Below are 18,840 nucleotides of genomic sequence, written 5' to 3' on the forward strand. Positions count from 1 at the left end.
GTATTTCATCATCTTAATATAAAATGTACGTATAATCAATATATGAATATTCTAAAAATGTAGAAATTTAGAAATAACATGAAGTTTTTTTATTTATACACAAACTAAAGGAGGCAAAATATTGAATATTAATGAATTGATACAGTGCTATCAATCCACTTTTGAAACTACTGGACTACCACGCTCTTTTTTTGCACCCGGACGTATTAATTTAATTGGTGAACACACGGATTATAATGGAGGTCATGTCTTCCCTGCCTCTATCTCATACGGGACATATGCATTTGTTCAAAAAAGAGATGATCAGTTGATACGTTTTTTTTCCTTGAACTTTCCTGCCATTGGAATTATTGAATGTGATCTTGCAGATTTGTTTTTTAATCCAGCACATGATTGGGCAAACTATCCTAAAGGAATGATTAAATATATTAGAGAAAACAATTTGGAAATATCGAATGGCATGGATATATTGTTTTATGGCAATATCCCAAATGGCGCCGGTCTTTCCTCTTCGGCTTCGATCGAAATGGTCACTGGTGTTCTTTTAGAGGGATTGTTCGATATACCAATCGATCGAATAGACATGATTAAAATTGGACAAAAGGTTGAAAACGAATATATTGGTGTTAACAGTGGCATTATGGACCAATTTGCGATTGGAAAAGGTAAAAAGAATCATGCACTTTTATTAAACTGCCAAACACTAGAATACGAATATGCACCTATACAGCTTGAGCGTTATGTCATTATAGTCATTAACACGAATAAAAAAAGAACTCTAGTGAATTCAAAATATAATGAACGTCGTGCACAGTGTGAAAAAGCATTACAGGATTTACAAACTGAACTACTTATCCAATGTCTTAGTGATTTATCTATCGAACAGTTTGAACACCAAAAGCATCTTATTCAAGATGATACAAACCGAAAACGTGCAAAACATGTAGTTTATGAAAATGATAGAACATTAAAAACTTTACTTCTTTTACGCCAAGGAAACTTAAAAGAATTTGGCAGGTTAATGAATGAATCGCATCTGTCACTACAAAATGATTTTGAAGTAACAGGTATTGAACTTGATACATTACTAACAGCTGCCTGGAATCAGCCGGGGATATTAGGGGCACGTATGACAGGAGCAGGCTTCGGTGGCTGTGCGATTGCGATTGTTGAAAAGAGTAAGATTGATAGCTTTAGAGATAATGTCAACAAAATCTATACTGATAAAATTGGTTATGAAGCGTCATTTTATACTGCAACAATAGCTGATGGTGCAAGAGAAATTCATGGAGGAGTGTTATAAATGAGCGTTTTAGTTCTAGGCGGGGCTGGATATATTGGATCACATGCAGTTTATCAGCTAATAGATCAAATGTCTGATGTAGTAGTGATTGATAATCTCCAAACTGGACATAGAGAAGCAGTACACCCTAGCGCAAAATTTTACGAAGGTGATTGCAGGGATATCAATTTTATGAGGATGGTATTTAAAGTAGAATCTATTGACTCAGTCATTCACTTTGCTGCAAATTCTCTAGTTGGCGAATCAACCGAAGAACCACTTAAGTACTTTGATAATAACGTTTATGGAACTCAAGTTTTGTTACAAGTTATGCAAGAAAATGAATTGAAAAAAATAATTTTTTCATCAACTGCTGCAACTTACGGCGAGGTAGATTCTATTCCAATCACAGAAGATATGCCAGCTATCCCGACGAGTCCATATGGAGAAACTAAACTGGCAATGGAAAAAATGATGAAATGGTGTGAACAAGCATATGGAATCAGATATGTATCGTTACGCTATTTTAATGTTGCTGGTGCAAGAGAATCTGGAGAAATTGGTGAAGATCATTGTCCAGAAACTCATCTCGTTCCCATCATACTCGAAACTGCTCTTGGAAAACGCCCCCATATAACTATTTTTGGAAATGACTATGATACACCAGATGGCACATGCATCCGAGATTACATACATATCGATGATCTTATTCATGCGCATCTTTTAGCACTTGACTATTTAGATAATGGTGGAAAAAGTGATATCTTCAATCTTGGTAGTAACCAAGGGTTTTCAGTAAAAGAAATGATAGAAACTGCTCGTAATGTGACTGGTAAAGTAATTCCAGAGAAATTAGGTAAACGTCGATCAGGAGATCCTAGCATACTAATCGCTAGTTCAGAGAAAGCAGCTACTATATTAAATTGGAGTCCAACTCGAACTTCTATAGAAAAAATTATACAAGATGCATGGAATTGGCATGTCAACCATCCGAATGGATATAACAGCGACGTGACAAACAAATGATTTATGAACATATTAATGGCCTTATACAAAAAGCAATTGATGCAAAACTAATCTGCAATTCGGACCGAATTTATGTTTTTAACCAATTACTTTCGCTTTTAAGCATTAAAAATTATAAGGAAGTAACTAAACAGTTAACTGATGATTCCATTCCAATTTTACTTGAAAAAATAATTGCATTTGCAGTTGAAAATAATGTAATCGAGAATATTTTCGATGAAAAAGAAATTCTTTCAGCCAACATCATGAATTGCTTTGTTGCAAGACCTTCAATTATCAATGATATTTTTCAGAGAAAATATACAAACTCGCCAAAAGAAGCAACAGACTACTTTTTTGAATTGAGCAAAAATAGTAACTATATTCAAATGAATAGAATCAACAAAAACATCTATTTTAAAACTGAAACAGTCTACGGCAAAATGGACATTACTATTAACATGTCTAAACCAGAGAAAGATCCGGAGGAAATTAAGAGAGAACGAGAATTAAACTCAGATATTGATTATCCAAAATGTGTTTTATGTATCGATAACGAAGGTTATTCGGGGCGGTTGGGATACCCTGCTAGAGCAAATCATCGGATTATTAGAATACCTCTAGGAGATGAAAATTGGTATTTACAATACTCACCCTATGTCTATTATAATGAACATAGCATTTTGCTATCTGAAAAACATCGTGCCATGAAAATAAACAAAGGAACTTTTGAAAGATTACTAACTTTTATAGAGAAATTTCCACACTACTTTATTGGTTCAAACGCTGATTTACCTATTGTAGGTGGTTCCATATTAAGCCATGATCATTATCAGGCTGGAAGATATGAATTCCCAATGACGAATGCTGCTAGTTCAATATCATTTAGTTTGAAAAAATTCCCGAAAGTAACAGCATCGGTCTTAGAGTGGCCATTAACAACTATTCGACTGCAAGGTAATGAAAAAGATTCGCTAGTTCAAGCTGCAGACCACATACTTTCGAAGTGGAAAAGCTATAGTGATGAGAAAGCAGAAATCGTAGCTATTACAGGAAATACACCACATAATACAATCACCCCTATCGCCCGAAAGAGAGATGAGAAATTTGAACTCGATCTGGTCTTAAGGAACAACCGTGCAACTGCTGAACATCCACTTGGAATTTTCCACCCACATGCAGATGTTCATCATATAAAAAAAGAAAATATCGGTTTAATTGAAGTGATGGGATTGGCAGTTCTACCAGCACGCCTAAACGATGAATTAGCTGAAATTAAGAAGTATTTACTTGGTCAAAATAGCGACGTAGCACCTTACCATCAAAAGTGGGCTGATCAATTAAAGGCTAAGTATAAAATACATGAACAAGTTGATACTATTATAGAAAAAGAGCTTGGTCATAAATTTGCCAAAGTCCTCAGAGATGCCGGAGTATTTAAAGATACAATTACATGTGAAAAATTTATTTATTCACTAAACAATTAAATGTATATTTTAATAATGAAATCAGAGTGTTTTTAATGACTACAAATAAAAAAAACTGTAGACTACTCATTATTTCGAGTGCCTACAGGTTTTTTTATGCTAGTCGCCTCTTAGCTTCTGCAATTTGGATTTTCACTTGATCGAAACTAGTACCACCGAGTGAATTTCTTCTTCTAACAGCAGCTAGTGGTGATAATACATCGTATATATCCGATTCAATCAAATCACTTGCCTTACTGAGATCTTCCAGTGGTAAATCGAGTAGGAAATATCCACGTTGGATACACAGGAAAACTAATTTCCCAGTTACCTCATGTGCTTCTCGGAATGGGAGTCCTTTTGCAGCTAAATAATCGGCAAGTTCTGTAGCATTAGAAAAGTCTTTGTGGACAGTATCGTATAGTCGTTCCGTATGAACAACCATTGTCCGGACCATACCTTCAAATATTTTCAATGAGCCAACGATTGTATGTACAGTATCGAACATGCCCTCTTTGTCTTCTTGCATATCTTTGTTGTAAGCTAGTGGGAGTCCTTTAATGACAGTTAATAATCCCATTAGATTTCCATAAACTCGACCTGTTTTCCCGCGGATTAGCTCTGCCATATCTGGATTTTTCTTTTGAGGCATTATACTAGATCCAGTTGAAAAAGAATCATCTAATTCAATGAAGTTAAATTCAGAGCTAGACCATAAAATAATTTCTTCAGCAAACCGAGATAAATGAGCCATCATCATAGAAGAATTACTTAAAAATTCTATAATAAAATCACGATCACTAACAGCGTCCATACTATTTTCATAGACATTTGCAAAACCAAGATAATTAGCTGCTATCTGACGATCAATCGGAAATGTTGTTCCTGCAAGCGCACCTGCTCCAAGCGGTGAAATATCAATACGCTTCAACGAATCTTTGAAGCGATCTTTGTCGCGTTCTAGCATCCAAAAATAAGCCATTAAATGATGGGCAAATGAAATAGGTTGAGCACGCTGTAAATGCGTATATCCTGGTGCAAGTGTTTCTATATGCATTTCTGCCTGTGCCACAAGTGTTTGTTGAAAAAGCTCGACTAGCTCGATTATTTCTCCTACTCTATTTTTTAAAAATAGATGCATATCTGTCGCTACTTGATCGTTACGGCTACGCCCAGTATGTAGCTTTCCACCAACTGGTCCGATTAAATCGATAAGCATTTTTTCCAAATTTAAGTGAATATCCTCATTTGCAACTAAAAAATCTAATTGGTTTTCTAAAGCCAGTTTTTTTAGTTGAACAAGACCACCTAAAATTGTTTGCACATCATCAGATGGTAATATATTGCAATCGCCTAGCATTTGTACATGAGCAATACTACCGTCTAAATCTTCTATTACCAATGTTTGGTCGAATCCGATGGAAGCTCCAAATTCATCAACCCATTGTTCGGCAGATTTTTGAAATCTGCCGCCCCATAGTTTTGTCATACTTCCACCTTCTCTGCTCCCTTATTCACCATAGCGTGTACTTTTGTTGGAAGGCCCCAAAGCTCGATAAATCCTACAGCAGAAGCATGATTAAATTCATCATCCTTTGTATACGTCGCTAACTTCTCGTTGTAAAGAGAATTAGGTGATTTACGTCCTTCTACAATTGCATGACCCTTAAATAATTTCACTCTTACTGTTCCATTCACATATTGCTGCGTTTCTTTTAAGAATGCCTCAAGTGCAGTTCTAAGTGGAGAGAACCAAAGTCCTTCATATATAAGTTCTGTTAACTTTTTCTCCATAACTGGTTTAAAATGAGCCAATTCTTTTACTAGTGTTATATCTTCTAATTCCTTATGTGCAAGTAGCAATGTATGAGCACCTGGAATTTCGTATACTTCACGTGATTTAATACCAACTAAACGATTTTCAACATGATCTATACGGCCGACACCATGTTTCCCAGCCAACTCATTTAGTTTTAATATTAATTCGTGTAATGGATACGCTACTCCATCTATCGAAGTAGGTACTCCTTTTAAAAATTCAATTTCAATTACATCAGCAGTATTTGGTGCATTTTCTAGAGACACTGTTAAATCATAAGCCTCTTCAGGTGGAGCTGCCCAAGGATCTTCTAAAATCCCACATTCATTTGCACGCCCCCATAGGTTTTGATCGATAGAGAATGGGCTGTCTAAGTTAATCGGAATCGGGATATTTTTTTCTTTGGCATATGCAATTTCTTCCTCACGACTCCAACTCCACTCACGAACTGGTGCAATCACTTCTAAATTTGGATTTAATGCTTTAATGGAAACTTCGAAACGAACTTGGTCATTTCCTTTACCTGTGCAACCATGTGCAACTGCTGTTGCTCCAGTTTGTTCTGCAATTTCAACTAACTTTTTAGAAATCAATGGACGAGATAAGGCAGAAACTAATGGATATTTATTTTCATACCAAGTATGTGCTTGAAGTGAGATCAGTGCATATTCATTAGCAAATTCCTCTCTTGCATCAATCATATAACTTTCGATAGCTCCAACTTCTAGTGCTTTATTCTTAACGAATGCAAGATCCTTACCTTCTCCAACGTCTAGACATACCGCTACAACATCATACCCCTCATCTTTTAACCACGTAATTGCAACCGATGTATCTAACCCGCCTGAATATGCTAATACAACTTTTTTGTTCATTATATATCCCTCCAATGAATTTATATACAACTTTTCAGTATTAATATACATAATGTAACATGACTTATGTATAAATACAACTGATTATTAATAATTATTAATAATTATTCATTCCTTCATTAACTGTACTTTGAACGATTGCTATTGGATTACGTTTAAAAAAGTTAGCAGGTGCTTGTGGGTATTAAATTTAATAATGCGATGATGTCATCTATAGAGGAAATAACCCGAGTAAAATTCTATTGTGGACTAGTCACTTAATTGTTTTTCTTAAATATGGTGACTAATCATCTGGAAACAGATAGAGAAGTCATCATGATTAGTTGTAGTTGAGATGGCTTAAAACTTGACCTGTGTCGACATCAGCATGTTTGAAAGATGCTATTAATCTAAATACGGGAACACTATATGAAAGGTACAAAAAAATAGACTTAGTTCACTCTATTAATTAGAGTACTAAGTCTATGTTTTGTTCTAGTATATATGCACTTTCTCAAAGTGTTCGACGACTGGGAAGGGATCGTAGTATGGATGAAGTAGTTTCTTCCATTCCTGATACTCGCTCGATTCTCTAAAACCAACTGTATGATCTTCTAAGGTTTCCCAACTTACTAGCAGTAAATATTTACCTTTTACTTCCATGCAACGTTGTAATTCGTGTGATATATAGCCTGGCATAGTTGAAATAATTTTGGATGCTTGAAGAAAAGCCTCCTCATAATTTTTATCAGTACCTGGTTTAACTTGTAGCATTACTGCCTCTAATATCATGTTAACACTCCTTTTGTACTTCCAACTTATAAAATTACCTTTGTTCTATCCTCTTTAATAGCTCACTTAAAGAGATTTCTCCCATAGATTTTATTCGTTCATCAAAGTTCTCAAACTTCAGATGTTTTGTAACATTATTAGGAACTATGACACAGCGAATACCTGCTTGTTTTGCTGCACTCAATCCGTTAAGAGAATCTTCAAAAACAATTGTTTCTTCACGTGACAGTCCTAAGTCTATTAATGTTTTAAGATATAGTTCGGGATCAGGTTTAATATTGCTCACATCATCTTGTGTATTAATGACCTCAAAGTACTCCATTATGTTTAGTTGAGTTAGGTACTTATGTACCCAGCTCTTTGATGAACTAGAAGCTAGTGCTATTTTAAGATTATTTTGTTTAGCTTCATCTAAATAATCTTTAACACCTTCACGGAGTATAGGTGCTTTCATCATAGTTTCGTACCTAATAGCTGCATGCTTTTCTAGCATTTCACAATTGACGGTTTCACCTGCTAGTTCCCGGAAGTAATTGTATAAAACATCATTTCCTGTCCCAATACATTGAGAATATCCTAGTAAATCTATATTTATTTGATGACTTTCATAAAAAACTTCTTTGAATGCTTCATACCATGTAGTTTCTGTATCTACAATTAAACCATCAAAATCAAATATAACTCCTTTTATCAATTTCAAAACCCCACTTTCCTACTTTATGTTTTGAAATAGCTTTATGTAGCTATTTTCAAATTTCCAGCTTGTTTGCACAATTTCAATTTTATTAATATTCTTCATCAGCTCTCATTATTCCTTTTTATGTCGAAAGATTATATAAAATATCAGGGAAATAAAAATTAAAAAATGTCCAGTAAAATGTTCAATTGTTATAATAATTACGATAGAAATCATCCAAATGTGACATTTTTGTGAAATGTGTATATTTTTCACAATCCGACATTCTTTGCAATATCCTTATTATACAATAATCAAGTTGCTACATAACCTACAAGATATACACTTCATGAGATGAAGCTAATACACACTATGGAGGAAGAAATATTGTGAAAAGTCAATTGCACCAAAAATCGTTATTGCTACGAATCGAGCTAAAAAAACAGGATATGTATAAAAAGGCAAAAAGACTTGGATTTACTCATCCAATTGTCGTTACTTGCAGTCAGGAGCTGGATGAACTACTCAATAGATACCAACGAAAAGTTTCCTAAAAATGGTATATACAGATACCTATCTTAACTTCCAATGGTTCTACCAAAACTTTGAGTAAAAACATCAAAAATTGTTAAAAAAACCGATTTATCCTTTTTAAAAGGATAAGTCGGTTTTTTAATGTGTTATTTTTTTATGAAATACTTTTTCCCAACTGTTTCGACAATTGACGGAGCCATAGCATATAGTTTACTTGTAATACTCATGTAAGAAGGAAGATTAACCTCTCTTACCGGATTTTCAATCACTTTTTCTATAGAGCCTACCACTTTTTCCGGAGTCAATAGATGTTTTTTCATACTGTTTCTATAATTACCCGTTTGATCAGCTAAATCTAGAAAGGGTGTATCAATTGGTCCTGGATTTATAGTTGTAACCTCGATACCAAATTCCTTTAGTTCCATTCGGATAGCATTTGCAAACCCGAGAATGGCATGCTTAGATGCTGCATATGCAGATGCTTTAGGAGTAGCTACTTTACCTGCTTGAGATGCAACAAAAACGAAATGACCAAACCCTCGTGTTTTCATTTTTTCTGCAAAGTACTTTGTAAGCTTCATCGGTGCTAATACGTTTACATTAAACATTTTCTCCATATCTCGTTCATCCATATCCAATAAATAAGAAAAGGTTCCAACACCAGCACAGTGAATTACGGTATCTGGTGTACCCATTTTGTTAAAAAGTGAATCGAAGGATTGTTCGATAGTTAAGTCCGCTTCAATTGTATGTATTCCAATAGCTGATAAATTGTTTAATACATCGTTATTTCTACCAGACGCCCATATTTGATGACCAACATCATGTAGAGTTCTAGCAAGCAATAGTCCAACTCCACTTGTAGCACCCGTTATTAAAATTTTTTTAGTTTTGCTCATATAACAAAATTCCTTTTTCATTTCGTTTTGCAATTATAAGCCCATTATCGATTAAATAATCTATTTGACCAATTGTTTCAGAAAGTGTCAAGCCAAGTTCCTTTTCATAAACTTTTGGAAATAATTGTTTTGTTAATTCAAAAATTGTTTTTTCACCGTCATTCATCATATCTAGTACTTTGAGTGCCCGCTCTTTTTGTTTTTCTAGTCTAAATGTAACTAGTTCCTTTATATTAAATACTTCGTTACCATGACCACTATAAACCTTCTCAATAGGTAGTTGCTGTATTTTTTTCAATGAAGCATTGTACTGTAGCATCGATTTTGGGCGCTCTTCTTGTGGATTTAATGGTGGCTCAATTAATGGGTTAGATGAAATTTTTTCGAGAATAAGGTCCCCACCTATTAGAACTTTGGAACTTTCAGACCAGAATGCCAAATGACTTTGTGCATGTCCTAACGTTTCAAGCACTTGGATATCAGGATGACCTGGTAGAATGTCCCCTTCACATAAATAAGTATCTAGAGAACGACTCCCTAAAAGGCTTAATGGTCTTCTCATCTTCTCCACCCAATTAAAATACTCCTCCGGAACCCCTTCTTCTTTTAGACACTGTAAGTAAAATCGGTCATGATACTGTAGGAAATCTTCATCACGGGTCATCCATACTTGATTGTATTCATGACCAAGAATAGTTGCTTGTTCAAATGCATCTGTCCAACCAGCATGATCGGGATGATGATGAGTTAAAACAACTTGCTCAATATCAGTAAGCTCATAGCCCGCTTCTTTTATACCTTGTGTTAATGTGGATAATGCTTGTTCTGTTTTTGGTCCAGCATCAATTAATGTCAATGCATCGCCTTTAACTATATATGCATTGACATCCCCTACTGCAAAGGGAGTGGGAACTATAATTTTATGTATCATTTGAATTCTCCTTATTAATGAATAGTCATTCATTACATTGTACTCTTATTTCGGGTTACCGTCACGGAAATATGGTTGACTTTTTATGATAAGATGCATATAATTTCATTAATTCAGAATATAAAAGCTACGATGAAGATTAGTACATATACGATGGAGTTAAGAGAGTGAAATGACCTGGTGCAAATTTCACCTCCCGCTCGTTTATAGAACCTACTTCTGAGCAACTATGTAAACATGGTCGTACCTTCTCGATACGAAGGAATAAGTTGTGCTGAAAATTTATCAGCAAATCTAGGTGGTACCGCGGAAAACAAGTGTTTTCGTCCTTATTGTATGGGATGAGAGTGCTTTTTTATTTTGTCCTAGTTTTTATACCGCTCTACTTTCATTAACTTTAATGGAAATCAGGTAAACTAAAGGGAGGAAAATTATATGACGAAAATTGTATTTGTAGGTGCAGGTGCTATGGTAGAGGCTATTATACATGGTTTAACAAAAGAAAAAATAATTTCACCTGAATCTATTTATGTTACGAATAAATCAGATGAAAACCAGCTTAACTATTTAAAAGAAAAATACAATGTGCAAATTGTATGTGATCAGAAAAAGGCTCTAACTGAAGCTAATATTATTTTTCTAGCCATGAAACCAAAAGATGCAAATGAAGCTCTTACAAGTCTGGCAACATATTTAAACAATAATACTACAATAATTTCCGTTATTGCGGGTATAAGTATACAAACCATTACAAATTCTCTAGGTAATAGACCAATTGCACGTGTAATGCCAAATACCTCTGCAGCTGTTGGAATGAGTGCATCTGCTATATGCTGGAATGAACTTATTCCAGAAGCATCCAAACTACCCATCATCAATCTTTTAGAATCAATTGGTTCTGTAAAGGTCGTGGCAGAGGAAGATTTACATGTTGTTACCGCACTTTCAGGAAGCGGTCCAGCTTACTTATACTATTTTGCTGAACAGTTTGAATCCGCAGCTATTGAGCATGGTTTAAACAAGGTAGATGCTCGTCAACTATTTATACAGACGATGGAAGGTGCCGCACAAATGCTGAAGAAAGGTGATGTGGAACCTGAAGAGCTGCGTAGAAAAGTTACTAGTCCAGGTGGCACAACAGAAGCAGGTTTGGAACAACTAATGGAGCATAAAGTGAATGAAGCTATTTTTGCTTGTATTAATGCTGCACAAAACAGATCACGAGAACTCGGGAAACTATTTGAAACTTGAAAAAAATAATTATAAAGGATTATAAAATAAAATGGAAAATTCATATTTTGTTGGTTGGGGTACACTAGCTTTTATAAATGCTGGAATTGCTCAAGGTAAAAATCGAAGCGGTCTTAATTGGTTCCTACTATCATTATTATTAGGGCCTATCGCTACCGTAAGTTTAGTTATATTAGAGAAAAAAAGAGATTCTGAGTGAAGTAATCCTCGCTCGGAATCTCTTTTTTCATTTTAGGGGAATTAATGTACCATTAATCCAACTATATTCTGTAAAATCTTCGGCAATATAAATGGGAAATCTATATTCTTCAACTTGGCTAAGCATCTTGTTTAAATCAGATGGCATGAACCGTGCACTAATATGATTAACGATTAAATGCTTAGCATTCGCTTTTTCACAAACCTCCGCTGCATCCACTATAGTAGAGTGTCCATAAAGTCGAGCAAGCTCAGCAGTTTCCATGTCGAATGTTCCTTCGTGGACGACGATATCTGCATTTTCACTTAACCATATAGAGTTGTCACAGTATTTTGTGTCCCCTAATATCGTTACTTTAAATCCCTCTTTTGGAGCACCAGTTACTTCCTCACTCTTCACAACTTTTCCATCTGGAAGTAACACATCATGCCCTTCTTTCAATTGTTTTAGTAAAGGTCCCCTTGGAACTCCTAAAGCATCTGTTTTTTCAATATAGAGTTCAGGTGCAAGGGCTTTTTGTTTGACAGTATATCCGAAGCAGGGCACTACATGCTCTAATAGTTTAGCCTCTACAATAAATTCTTCATCTTCAAAAATAACGCCTTCTTCAATCTCTATAATTGTTAATGGATATTTCACATGAGTTTTGGAAATAGAAAGGGTTACTTCTATCCAATTCTTCAACCCTGTTGGTCCATAGATTGTAAGAGGTTCTAGACCACCTAAAAAAGAACGGGATCCTAGCAAACCAGGTAGCCCATATATATGATCCCCATGTAAATGTGTGATAAAAAGCTTTTCCAGTTTACGAGGTTTTAGAGTCGTATGTAAAATTTGATGCTGAGTGGCTTCCCCACAATCAAACATCCAAAAAGAACCTCGCTCCTCTAATAGTTTCAATACTGTAGATGTAGTATTACGCTGTTTCGATGGCATTCCTGCACCAGTACCTAAAAATAATAATTGCATATTTACTCACTTCCTTTGTTCAATAGGACATATTGTAATTATAAGTCTACCCCTAAATTCCATGTATGTAAAAAACAAAACTGCTAACAATAATTAAACAATCAAAAGGAGTTCATAACTTATGAAATTAGAGACATTGATAAAGCCTTTAGGCATTAACATAAGTAAAGAAGACGAATCCATTGAAATAGATGGTCTTGCTTTTAACTCTGCAAAAGTAGAGAACAATTACATATTTGTTGCCATTTCAGGAACTCACAAAGACGGACACGAGTTTATAGAGGATGCAATCTCAAATGGAGCTTGCGTTGTCGTTGGTGAAGAAAATCTCTCATCTATTGGTGTGCCTTATATTCAAGTAAATAATTCAAGAAAAGCATTAGGCTTATTAGCGAATATATTTTACGAAAACCCTACTCAACACAAGATAATGATTGGAATTACCGGTACAAACGGAAAAACAACTACCTCTTATATGTTAAAGCATATTTTAGAATCCGCAGGTATTTCGTGTTCTTTATTTGGGAGTATTTGCACTATTATCAATGGTGTTGAAAACATATCTACACATACAACTCTTGATGCTTTAACATTAAATCAGCTTATGGTTACTAGTAATGATCGTGCTATCATAATGGAAGTGTCTTCCCATGGTTTAGCTCAGGCTCGCGTGGAGGGTCTACGATTTGATTATTGTATTTTTACTAATTTAGAGCATGAGCATCTAGATTACCACGAAAATATGGAATCCTACTATTTGGCTAAGCAATCATTATTCAACTATTTAAAACCGAGTGGAATTGCCGTGATCAAATCTGACTCAATATGGGGAGAACGGCTTTGTGAGTATGTCTCTTCAATGAATAGAGAAGTTATTAAAGTAAATGGGACAGATCCTACACATATAATAAGTAATGAATCGTTAGTGTTGAATAAACGACATCCGCTGAGCTATTCGATTAATAATCGTATGAAAGGTAAACACAATCTAGAAAATGCTGCACTTGCTTTTTCGACAGCAGTCTCTTTAAATATCGAACCATTAGATATTGAGAATTCATTGCAACATTTTAGCGGAGTTCCAGGTAGATTCGAAATGTTTCAACATCCAAATGGAGCAAACTTCATTGTGGATTATGCTCACACTGGAAATGCTTTTTCTCACATTTTAGAAACCGCTAACTTATATAATCCCGAAAGAATAGTGCATGTTTTTGGTTTTAGGGGAAATAGAGACGTCCAAAAAAGAAGTAATATGATACAGATTTCTTTAAATAATTGTCACACATGTATATTAACTTTTGATGACTTAAATGGTGTACCAACTCAACAAATGATAGAAGAACTCACTTCATTGGATCCGATGAATAAATGTGTGATTATTCCGGATCGAACTTTAGCTATTCAGTACGCATGGGATCTTGCTCAGTATAATGACTTAATCGTTATTACTGGCAAAGGAATTGAAAATTATCAACAAAAATTTGCATTACCTACTTTATCTGATTTACATACATTAAATTATTTGAACGATTCGTTTGTACATCAGAACCAATACTATTTATGATGGTCATGGTCATCTAAAAAGTCTTTACTAAAACTTGTTTTTGATTCCAATAAAGGTTTCTTTTTTAATTTCATACCACGTTTAATACTATTTTCTCCGAATTTCCCTTGCAATTGTTCCACAAGCTTTAATATTGGCTCTTCTTTAGCATGTTCTTCAAAATTAAAAATAGATAGTTGTTCGACTGATTCTCCTTTGTCATAGACATTGTTCACTGTTACACCTAGTAACCGAACTGGATCCCCATTCCAAGAAGCTTGAAATAGATCTAATGCTAATTGATTTATTTCTTGTTCTTTATAGAGACGGTTAGTTACAGTTTTACTTCTTGTTTTGTTTTTCCAATTAGCGTCACGTATATGTATCGTAATGGACCGTCCAGCAAGATTTTTGGCATCAAGTCTAGCAGCCACTTTTTTCGATAAACGAATAAATACTTTTTCAAGGTCCTCTATATTCGATTCATCAAATGGCAATGTAGTTGAATTCCCAACACTTTTCGTGTCATAAATAGATTCAGGATCTACCTCCCTATTATCAATCCCATTCGCCCGATTTTGAAGTCGGACTCCATTTTTCCCAAGTTTTTCTTTTAGTAAATTAGGACTTGCATTTGCTAAATCTCCTATAGAAATAATACCAATCGTTTCTAATTTCTTTGCAGTACTCTCCCCAATTCCATGCATATCTATTACTGGGAGTGGCCATAAGATTTCATTTACTTGTCTTTTCCGCAAAACAGTTATACCCATAGGCTTTTTTATATTGGATGCCGTTTTCGCAAGAAACTTGTTAGGGGCAATACCAATGGAACAAGGCAAATCTAGCTCTCGTATAATGCGATCCTGAATAGATCTTGCAAAGCTCACTGCATCGTTGTTCATATCAACTTCCGTTAAATCCATATACCCCTCATCTATCGAAACAGGCTCTACAAGATGTGTATAGGACCTTAAAATTTCAAATAGCGGTGTATCATAAAATTATCTGTGTACATATTAATGCACTTATTCTTAAAAACCTACAAACATAGGCAAATCTCAACAATTAAATATGTACAATTAAATGTACATATTTCAAAGTATTATCGTTAAAAGAAAATAGTATAAAATTCTGAATTAAAAGTGATGATAACGAACGTAAGTAAGCTTCGACTAAGATTTGCGTGTAAATTCTTAAGTTTCAAAACATTTGCATAAATACAAGTTTTAAAATTTTCAATGGAATTGAAAACTTAAGGGTAGCCACTAACCATCTCATAAAGTTTAGTTTCAGGATACATTCTTTTTTATTAATTATATTTAGAACTTCAATCTTATTGCCCTCATACATTTCATTTAATTTCAATATCTCAGTATTTCTTTTTAAAACTTTTCAATCAGGGTTTATCGTAATTTCTAAATTCTCAACTTTATATTTTGTAGCATCATATGAAGGAAATGAAAATATATAATCGTTTTCCTAAAAATTACAAGAAGAGCAAACAGGCACCAATTATGCAATTGTGCCTGTTTCCTTGAATTACTCGAATTCTTTTATTTCTCAATTTAATTACCATTACAAAAAGGTCAAATAGATATAATTAATTCTGTTGATATTGGTAATATTTAAAGTAATTTAAAATGTTATCATAACCTCTTTCTGGAAATTATTGATAATTTTATTCTCTGTGGTCATCCAAAAAATCCTTACTCAAGCTAGAGTTAGCTTGATATTTTGAGGATTTTCCTATATCGATTCCTTTTTGGATGACCCCTTTACCAAACTTCTTTTCAATATTATCTATGAGTTGAATGATTGGTTCTTCCTTAACAAATTCCTCGAAGTTAAACATTGTCAATTGTTTTGTTGTTTCATTTTTATTAATAACATTTGAAACAGTTACACCTAGTAAACGTACAGGTGACTCATCCCAATACTTTTGGAATAGCGACCAAGCAATATCTAAAATCTCTTCTTTTGACTGAACGGAATTTGATACAGTCTTACTACGCGTTTGATTGTTCCAATCTGCATCACGTATATATATGATTACTGTCTTGCCTGCGAGACGCTTTGCAAGTAATCGATCTGCTACTTTCTTTGACAGTTTCTCTATAGTTTGACGAAGTTTATATAAATCAGTTATGTCCTTTGGTAGTGTCATTGAATTGCCTACACTTTTTGTATCGTATATAGAATTTGGATCAACTTCACGGTTGTCTTCGCCATTTGCATGTTGACGTAATCTCTCCCCGTTCTTACCCAACATAGAGCGAATCTTATGTTCGTCAGTATTTGCTAAATCACCAATTGTTTTAATATTTACTACATTTAATTTTTCAGCTGTACGTGAACCAATACCATGCATTTCAATAACATCAAGTTGCCATAATACATTTGGCACATCGCGCTTTCTAAGGATAGTAATTCCCATCGGCTTCTTCATATCAGATGCCGTTTTTGCCAAGAATTTATTTGGTGCCACACCGATGGAACATGGTAATGAAAGCTCATTCCAAATACGCGCTTGTATTTCATGGGCAATAGTTAATGCATGTCTATTTTCACTTAGTTTTGTGATCTCTAGAAAGCCTTCGTCTATTGATACAGGTTCTAGTAATGATGTGAACTCTCTTAGTAAATTAAAGAACCGTTTCGATGAATCACGATAACGATCAAAATTTGGAGGTAGGATGACGAGTTCTGGACACCTTCTTTTTGCCTCCACTACATTCATAGTTGTTTTAACACCTAATGCTCTCGCTTCATATGAACACGTTATTATGATGCCTCTACGTTCAGATGGATTCCCTGCAATAGCTATTGGCTTTCCTTTAAGTTCAGGGTTGTATACTTGTTCTACTGAAGCATAGAAACTATTTAAATCGATATGCAAAATTATTCGTCCAGTTTTTTTCATTTTCTCACCATTTTTCATCTTGTAAATCGTAAAAATCAAATTAATGTATTTTATTTCTCTATACTCTATAACAAATCTTAACTATAATTCGGTTTGCTAAATAATATAAAAATCTAAATTAAAGACAATAATAAAAAATATAAAACATATCTGTCTACCCACATGAGTTCACCCTATTATACCTTATTTTACTATTACTTTATCTTCTTTGATAATTATCAAATCACTCATTTCTTACTCTTTCCCATTCCAAGTCATTCTTTCGTTTTAATCGACTCTTCTTTGTACGCCCAATCTACTTTAGAAAAAAAGTGATAATTTTTATTAGCGTTATCAAACTTAATTCACTGTTAAGTGTCTTTTAAGAGACAATTTCACAATGAATTAAAAGTGAAAACAACTCCTAATTTTATGGAGTTGTTTTTTTTATATAACCACACTTTAACTAAATCTCTTCTTATTCATCTAAATTGCTAACCGTTAGTTTAAATATTTTCTTACAATATTTAAAGTGATCTCAACATAAATATTCAATAAAATTCCTCTTAAAGTTTCTTTGGAGTTGAGATGCTTTTAATCGAACTTTATTACAAATTATCAATCTTTATTATAAATAACTAGCACCATTATCTTGGAGTAGTTAAAGTGTACGCCATATTGTCTTATTGATTAACTGTAATAATATATTTTTCTCAGGTTCTGGTAACCATTCTTCTTTAGCATTATTGAGTACATCCCAGTTATAATAACCAAGAAGAATTTCATTGTCATGGTTAAGTTCATTTTCCACTGGAATATTATACGCAAAACTTACTATAACTAGTAATCCACAAGGTAAATCTTTTATCTCTTTTCCCGAAGTATACTCATATGCAGCAAATGATTTTGAACTTCCTTTCTCATAATCCTCTGGCATTTCAGCTTTAAAAGTATGTCGAAAAATGCTTTTTTATTATTTCGATGCTTACATAAATTCTCAATTTTATGGTTAAGAGTTAAAACACTTTTAAGTGCAGTTATAGTTCTTTTTTCATTTTTTTTGTTGTACTCTGTAATATCTTAATCGTGAATACAGGTAACTTAACACCAAAATTATTTAGAACGTTTAACACAACATACACCTTTCTTTTTCCTGCGCAATTTACAACGGATGTTCTTTGATATATATCATTTTCTAATTCTTCCCTCTCTATTAGCTTTTCGCCAATTAATTTTAAAGCAATAAACTCTGTATCTCCCTCAACTAATATCACATTTTCAGCAAAAAATATCTCGTTTACATATGGATTAAATTTTAGTAAAGCTTGAAATTTATTTTTTTCGTGTTTTGGCAATCAAAAAATGTCTGAGGCCACTTGATGTGTGATGACATTTTTCTTATCATCTAAAGAGAGTTTAGCCAGGGTTCTATTAGAACGTGACAAATCGATAAAATTAGGTGAATGCGAAGTGCCTAAAACTTGAAAAAAACCTTCATCTGCCAAACTATATAGTGTATCCTTAAAAACTATCGCAAGATGAGGATGTAGATAAAGTTCAGGCTCTTCTATAGCTATTATCAATGGTCTGCCTACCCTTTTCTTCTGATTGATATTTTTTGTTAAACATTTTAAACCCTTTGAGTATAGAGAGGATAAAAGTTCTTTGAACTCCATATCCCTGATGATCTAACAAAGTTTCAAGACCATTATAAT

General features: G+C 34.0%; 19 protein-coding genes and 1 other annotated feature. Of the genes, 7 read left to right on the plus strand and 12 right to left on the minus strand.

Features of this window, described 5'->3' with window-relative positions:
* The first annotated feature begins 121 nt into the window (after nt 1-121).
* From MKY60_RS10130 to galT, 3 genes are read left to right on the plus strand one after another with little or no spacing between them, the layout of a single operon-like run.
* Nucleotides 122-1,303 (plus strand): galactokinase, encoded by a 1,182-nt coding sequence (locus MKY60_RS10130; protein WP_340929726.1) that lies wholly within the window; start codon nt 122-124, stop codon nt 1,301-1,303.
* Entirely contained in the window at nt 1,304-2,308 is a 1,005-nt protein-coding gene (gene galE, locus MKY60_RS10135) for a UDP-glucose 4-epimerase GalE (RefSeq protein WP_241599191.1), read from the plus strand.
* Complete coding sequence (galT, locus tag MKY60_RS10140) at nt 2,305-3,774, plus strand: UDP-glucose--hexose-1-phosphate uridylyltransferase (protein ID WP_340929728.1); 1,470 nt, start codon at nt 2,305-2,307, stop codon at nt 3,772-3,774. The genes galE and galT overlap by 4 nt, the downstream gene beginning before the upstream one ends.
* A gap of 94 nt (nt 3,775-3,868) precedes the next feature.
* Here galT and argH read toward each other — a convergent pair whose 3' ends face one another.
* The 4 genes from argH to MKY60_RS10160 all read right to left on the minus strand — a co-directional run bounded on the left by argH (nt 3,869) and on the right by MKY60_RS10160 (nt 7,909).
* Nucleotides 3,869-5,242, minus strand: coding sequence for an argininosuccinate lyase (gene argH / locus MKY60_RS10145; RefSeq protein ID WP_340929729.1), 1,374 nt, complete (start codon nt 5,240-5,242; stop codon nt 3,869-3,871).
* Nucleotides 5,239-6,447, minus strand: coding sequence for an argininosuccinate synthase (locus MKY60_RS10150; RefSeq protein WP_090569503.1), 1,209 nt, complete (start codon nt 6,445-6,447; stop codon nt 5,239-5,241). Before MKY60_RS10150 ends, argH begins: the two co-directional genes overlap by 4 nt.
* Before the next feature lie 474 nt (nt 6,448-6,921).
* A complete protein-coding gene (locus MKY60_RS10155; protein WP_340929732.1) occupies nt 6,922-7,218 on the minus strand; it encodes an antibiotic biosynthesis monooxygenase family protein in 297 nt (98 codons plus the stop codon).
* 34 nt (nt 7,219-7,252) lie between these two features.
* The gene (locus MKY60_RS10160; RefSeq protein WP_340931086.1) at nt 7,253-7,909 is read right to left on the minus strand and encodes an HAD family hydrolase; all 657 of its coding nucleotides are present in this window, start codon (nt 7,907-7,909) and stop codon (nt 7,253-7,255) included.
* Nucleotides 7,910-8,283: 374 nt separating this feature from the next.
* Between MKY60_RS10160 and MKY60_RS10165 the strand changes: the two genes are divergently transcribed.
* Complete coding sequence (locus MKY60_RS10165) at nt 8,284-8,448, plus strand: aspartyl-phosphate phosphatase Spo0E family protein (protein WP_090569512.1); 165 nt, start codon at nt 8,284-8,286, stop codon at nt 8,446-8,448.
* Between the two features lie 126 nt (nt 8,449-8,574).
* Here the strand turns inward: MKY60_RS10165 and MKY60_RS10170 are convergent, their stop codons facing one another.
* Both MKY60_RS10170 and MKY60_RS10175 read right to left on the minus strand, forming a co-directional pair.
* Nucleotides 8,575-9,327, minus strand: a complete 753-nt coding sequence (locus MKY60_RS10170) for an SDR family NAD(P)-dependent oxidoreductase (RefSeq protein ID WP_241599172.1) — start codon at nt 9,325-9,327, stop codon at nt 8,575-8,577.
* Nucleotides 9,314-10,258 carry an MBL fold metallo-hydrolase gene (locus MKY60_RS10175; protein ID WP_340929734.1) on the minus strand — a complete coding sequence of 315 codons (945 nt, stop codon included), beginning with the start codon at nt 10,256-10,258 and terminating at the stop codon, nt 9,314-9,316. Before MKY60_RS10175 ends, MKY60_RS10170 begins: the two co-directional genes overlap by 14 nt.
* 120 nt (nt 10,259-10,378) lie before the next feature.
* Nucleotides 10,379-10,592, plus strand: a binding site (T-box leader).
* Between the two features lie 101 nt (nt 10,593-10,693).
* On the opposite strand from MKY60_RS10175, the gene proC reads away from it, so the two are divergent.
* Both proC and MKY60_RS10185 read left to right on the plus strand, forming a co-directional pair.
* The gene (gene proC, locus MKY60_RS10180) at nt 10,694-11,509 is read left to right on the plus strand and encodes a pyrroline-5-carboxylate reductase (protein ID WP_340929737.1); all 816 of its coding nucleotides are present in this window, start codon (nt 10,694-10,696) and stop codon (nt 11,507-11,509) included.
* A gap of 31 nt (nt 11,510-11,540) precedes the next feature.
* Nucleotides 11,541-11,708 carry a hypothetical protein gene (locus MKY60_RS10185; protein ID WP_241599167.1) on the plus strand — a complete coding sequence of 56 codons (168 nt, stop codon included), beginning with the start codon at nt 11,541-11,543 and terminating at the stop codon, nt 11,706-11,708.
* A 27-nt stretch (nt 11,709-11,735) separates the two neighbouring features.
* Here MKY60_RS10185 and rnz read toward each other — a convergent pair whose 3' ends face one another.
* The gene (rnz, locus tag MKY60_RS10190; RefSeq protein ID WP_340929740.1) at nt 11,736-12,677 is read right to left on the minus strand and encodes a ribonuclease Z; all 942 of its coding nucleotides are present in this window, start codon (nt 12,675-12,677) and stop codon (nt 11,736-11,738) included.
* A 121-nt stretch (nt 12,678-12,798) separates the two neighbouring features.
* On the opposite strand from rnz, the gene MKY60_RS10195 reads away from it, so the two are divergent.
* On the plus strand, nt 12,799-14,244 hold the full coding sequence (locus tag MKY60_RS10195; protein ID WP_241599163.1) for a UDP-N-acetylmuramoyl-L-alanyl-D-glutamate--2,6-diaminopimelate ligase: 1,446 nt from the start codon (nt 12,799-12,801) through the stop codon (nt 14,242-14,244).
* On the opposite strand, the gene MKY60_RS10200 is transcribed toward MKY60_RS10195, so the two are convergent.
* The 5 genes from MKY60_RS10200 to MKY60_RS10220 form a co-directional block, all read right to left on the minus strand.
* Nucleotides 14,235-15,203, minus strand: a complete 969-nt coding sequence (locus tag MKY60_RS10200; protein WP_340931087.1) for a DNA polymerase IV — start codon at nt 15,201-15,203, stop codon at nt 14,235-14,237. The genes MKY60_RS10195 and MKY60_RS10200 overlap by 10 nt on opposite strands.
* Before the next feature lie 701 nt (nt 15,204-15,904).
* Nucleotides 15,905-17,146, minus strand: coding sequence for a DNA polymerase IV (locus MKY60_RS10205; protein ID WP_241599160.1), 1,242 nt, complete (start codon nt 17,144-17,146; stop codon nt 15,905-15,907).
* A 640-nt stretch (nt 17,147-17,786) separates the two neighbouring features.
* Nucleotides 17,787-18,062, minus strand: coding sequence for a hypothetical protein (locus tag MKY60_RS10210; protein WP_241599158.1), 276 nt, complete (start codon nt 18,060-18,062; stop codon nt 17,787-17,789).
* A 100-nt stretch (nt 18,063-18,162) separates the two neighbouring features.
* Entirely contained in the window at nt 18,163-18,480 is a 318-nt protein-coding gene (locus MKY60_RS10215) for a TOPRIM nucleotidyl transferase/hydrolase domain-containing protein (protein ID WP_241599156.1), read from the minus strand.
* The gene (locus tag MKY60_RS10220) at nt 18,481-18,708 is read right to left on the minus strand and encodes an AAA family ATPase (RefSeq protein WP_340929743.1); all 228 of its coding nucleotides are present in this window, start codon (nt 18,706-18,708) and stop codon (nt 18,481-18,483) included. It abuts the gene before it with no gap.
* Nucleotides 18,709-18,840 lie beyond the last annotated feature (132 nt).

Origin of the sequence: Psychrobacillus sp. FSL K6-1415 (assembly GCF_038003185.1) — a bacterium.
Classification (GTDB): domain Bacteria; phylum Bacillota; class Bacilli; order Bacillales_A; family Planococcaceae; genus Psychrobacillus; species Psychrobacillus psychrodurans.

What these genes read in the sequence shown, in the direction of transcription:
- MKY60_RS10155 (WP_340929732.1), bottom strand. Translation starts at nt 7,218, where the DNA reads ATGATATTAGAGGCAGTAATGCTACAAGTTAAACCAGGTACTGATAAA.
- galT (WP_340929728.1), top strand. Translation starts at nt 2,305, where the DNA reads ATGATTTATGAACATATTAATGGCCTTATACAAAAAGCAATTGATGCA.
- MKY60_RS10150 (WP_090569503.1), bottom strand. Translation starts at nt 6,447, where the DNA reads ATGAACAAAAAAGTTGTATTAGCATATTCAGGCGGGTTAGATACATCG.
- rnz (WP_340929740.1), bottom strand. Translation starts at nt 12,677, where the DNA reads ATGCAATTATTATTTTTAGGTACTGGTGCAGGAATGCCATCGAAACAG.
- MKY60_RS10210 (WP_241599158.1), bottom strand. Translation starts at nt 18,062, where the DNA reads ATGCCAGAGGATTATGAGAAAGGAAGTTCAAAATCATTTGCTGCATAT.
- MKY60_RS10170 (WP_241599172.1), bottom strand. Translation starts at nt 9,327, where the DNA reads ATGAGCAAAACTAAAAAAATTTTAATAACGGGTGCTACAAGTGGAGTT.
- proC (WP_340929737.1), top strand. Translation starts at nt 10,694, where the DNA reads ATGACGAAAATTGTATTTGTAGGTGCAGGTGCTATGGTAGAGGCTATT.
- galE (WP_241599191.1), top strand. Translation starts at nt 1,304, where the DNA reads ATGAGCGTTTTAGTTCTAGGCGGGGCTGGATATATTGGATCACATGCA.
- MKY60_RS10175 (WP_340929734.1), bottom strand. Translation starts at nt 10,258, where the DNA reads ATGATACATAAAATTATAGTTCCCACTCCCTTTGCAGTAGGGGATGTC.
- MKY60_RS10195 (WP_241599163.1), top strand. Translation starts at nt 12,799, where the DNA reads ATGAAATTAGAGACATTGATAAAGCCTTTAGGCATTAACATAAGTAAA.
- argH (WP_340929729.1), bottom strand. Translation starts at nt 5,242, where the DNA reads ATGACAAAACTATGGGGCGGCAGATTTCAAAAATCTGCCGAACAATGG.
- MKY60_RS10185 (WP_241599167.1), top strand. Translation starts at nt 11,541, where the DNA reads ATGGAAAATTCATATTTTGTTGGTTGGGGTACACTAGCTTTTATAAAT.
- MKY60_RS10205 (WP_241599160.1), bottom strand. Translation starts at nt 17,146, where the DNA reads ATGAAAAAAACTGGACGAATAATTTTGCATATCGATTTAAATAGTTTC.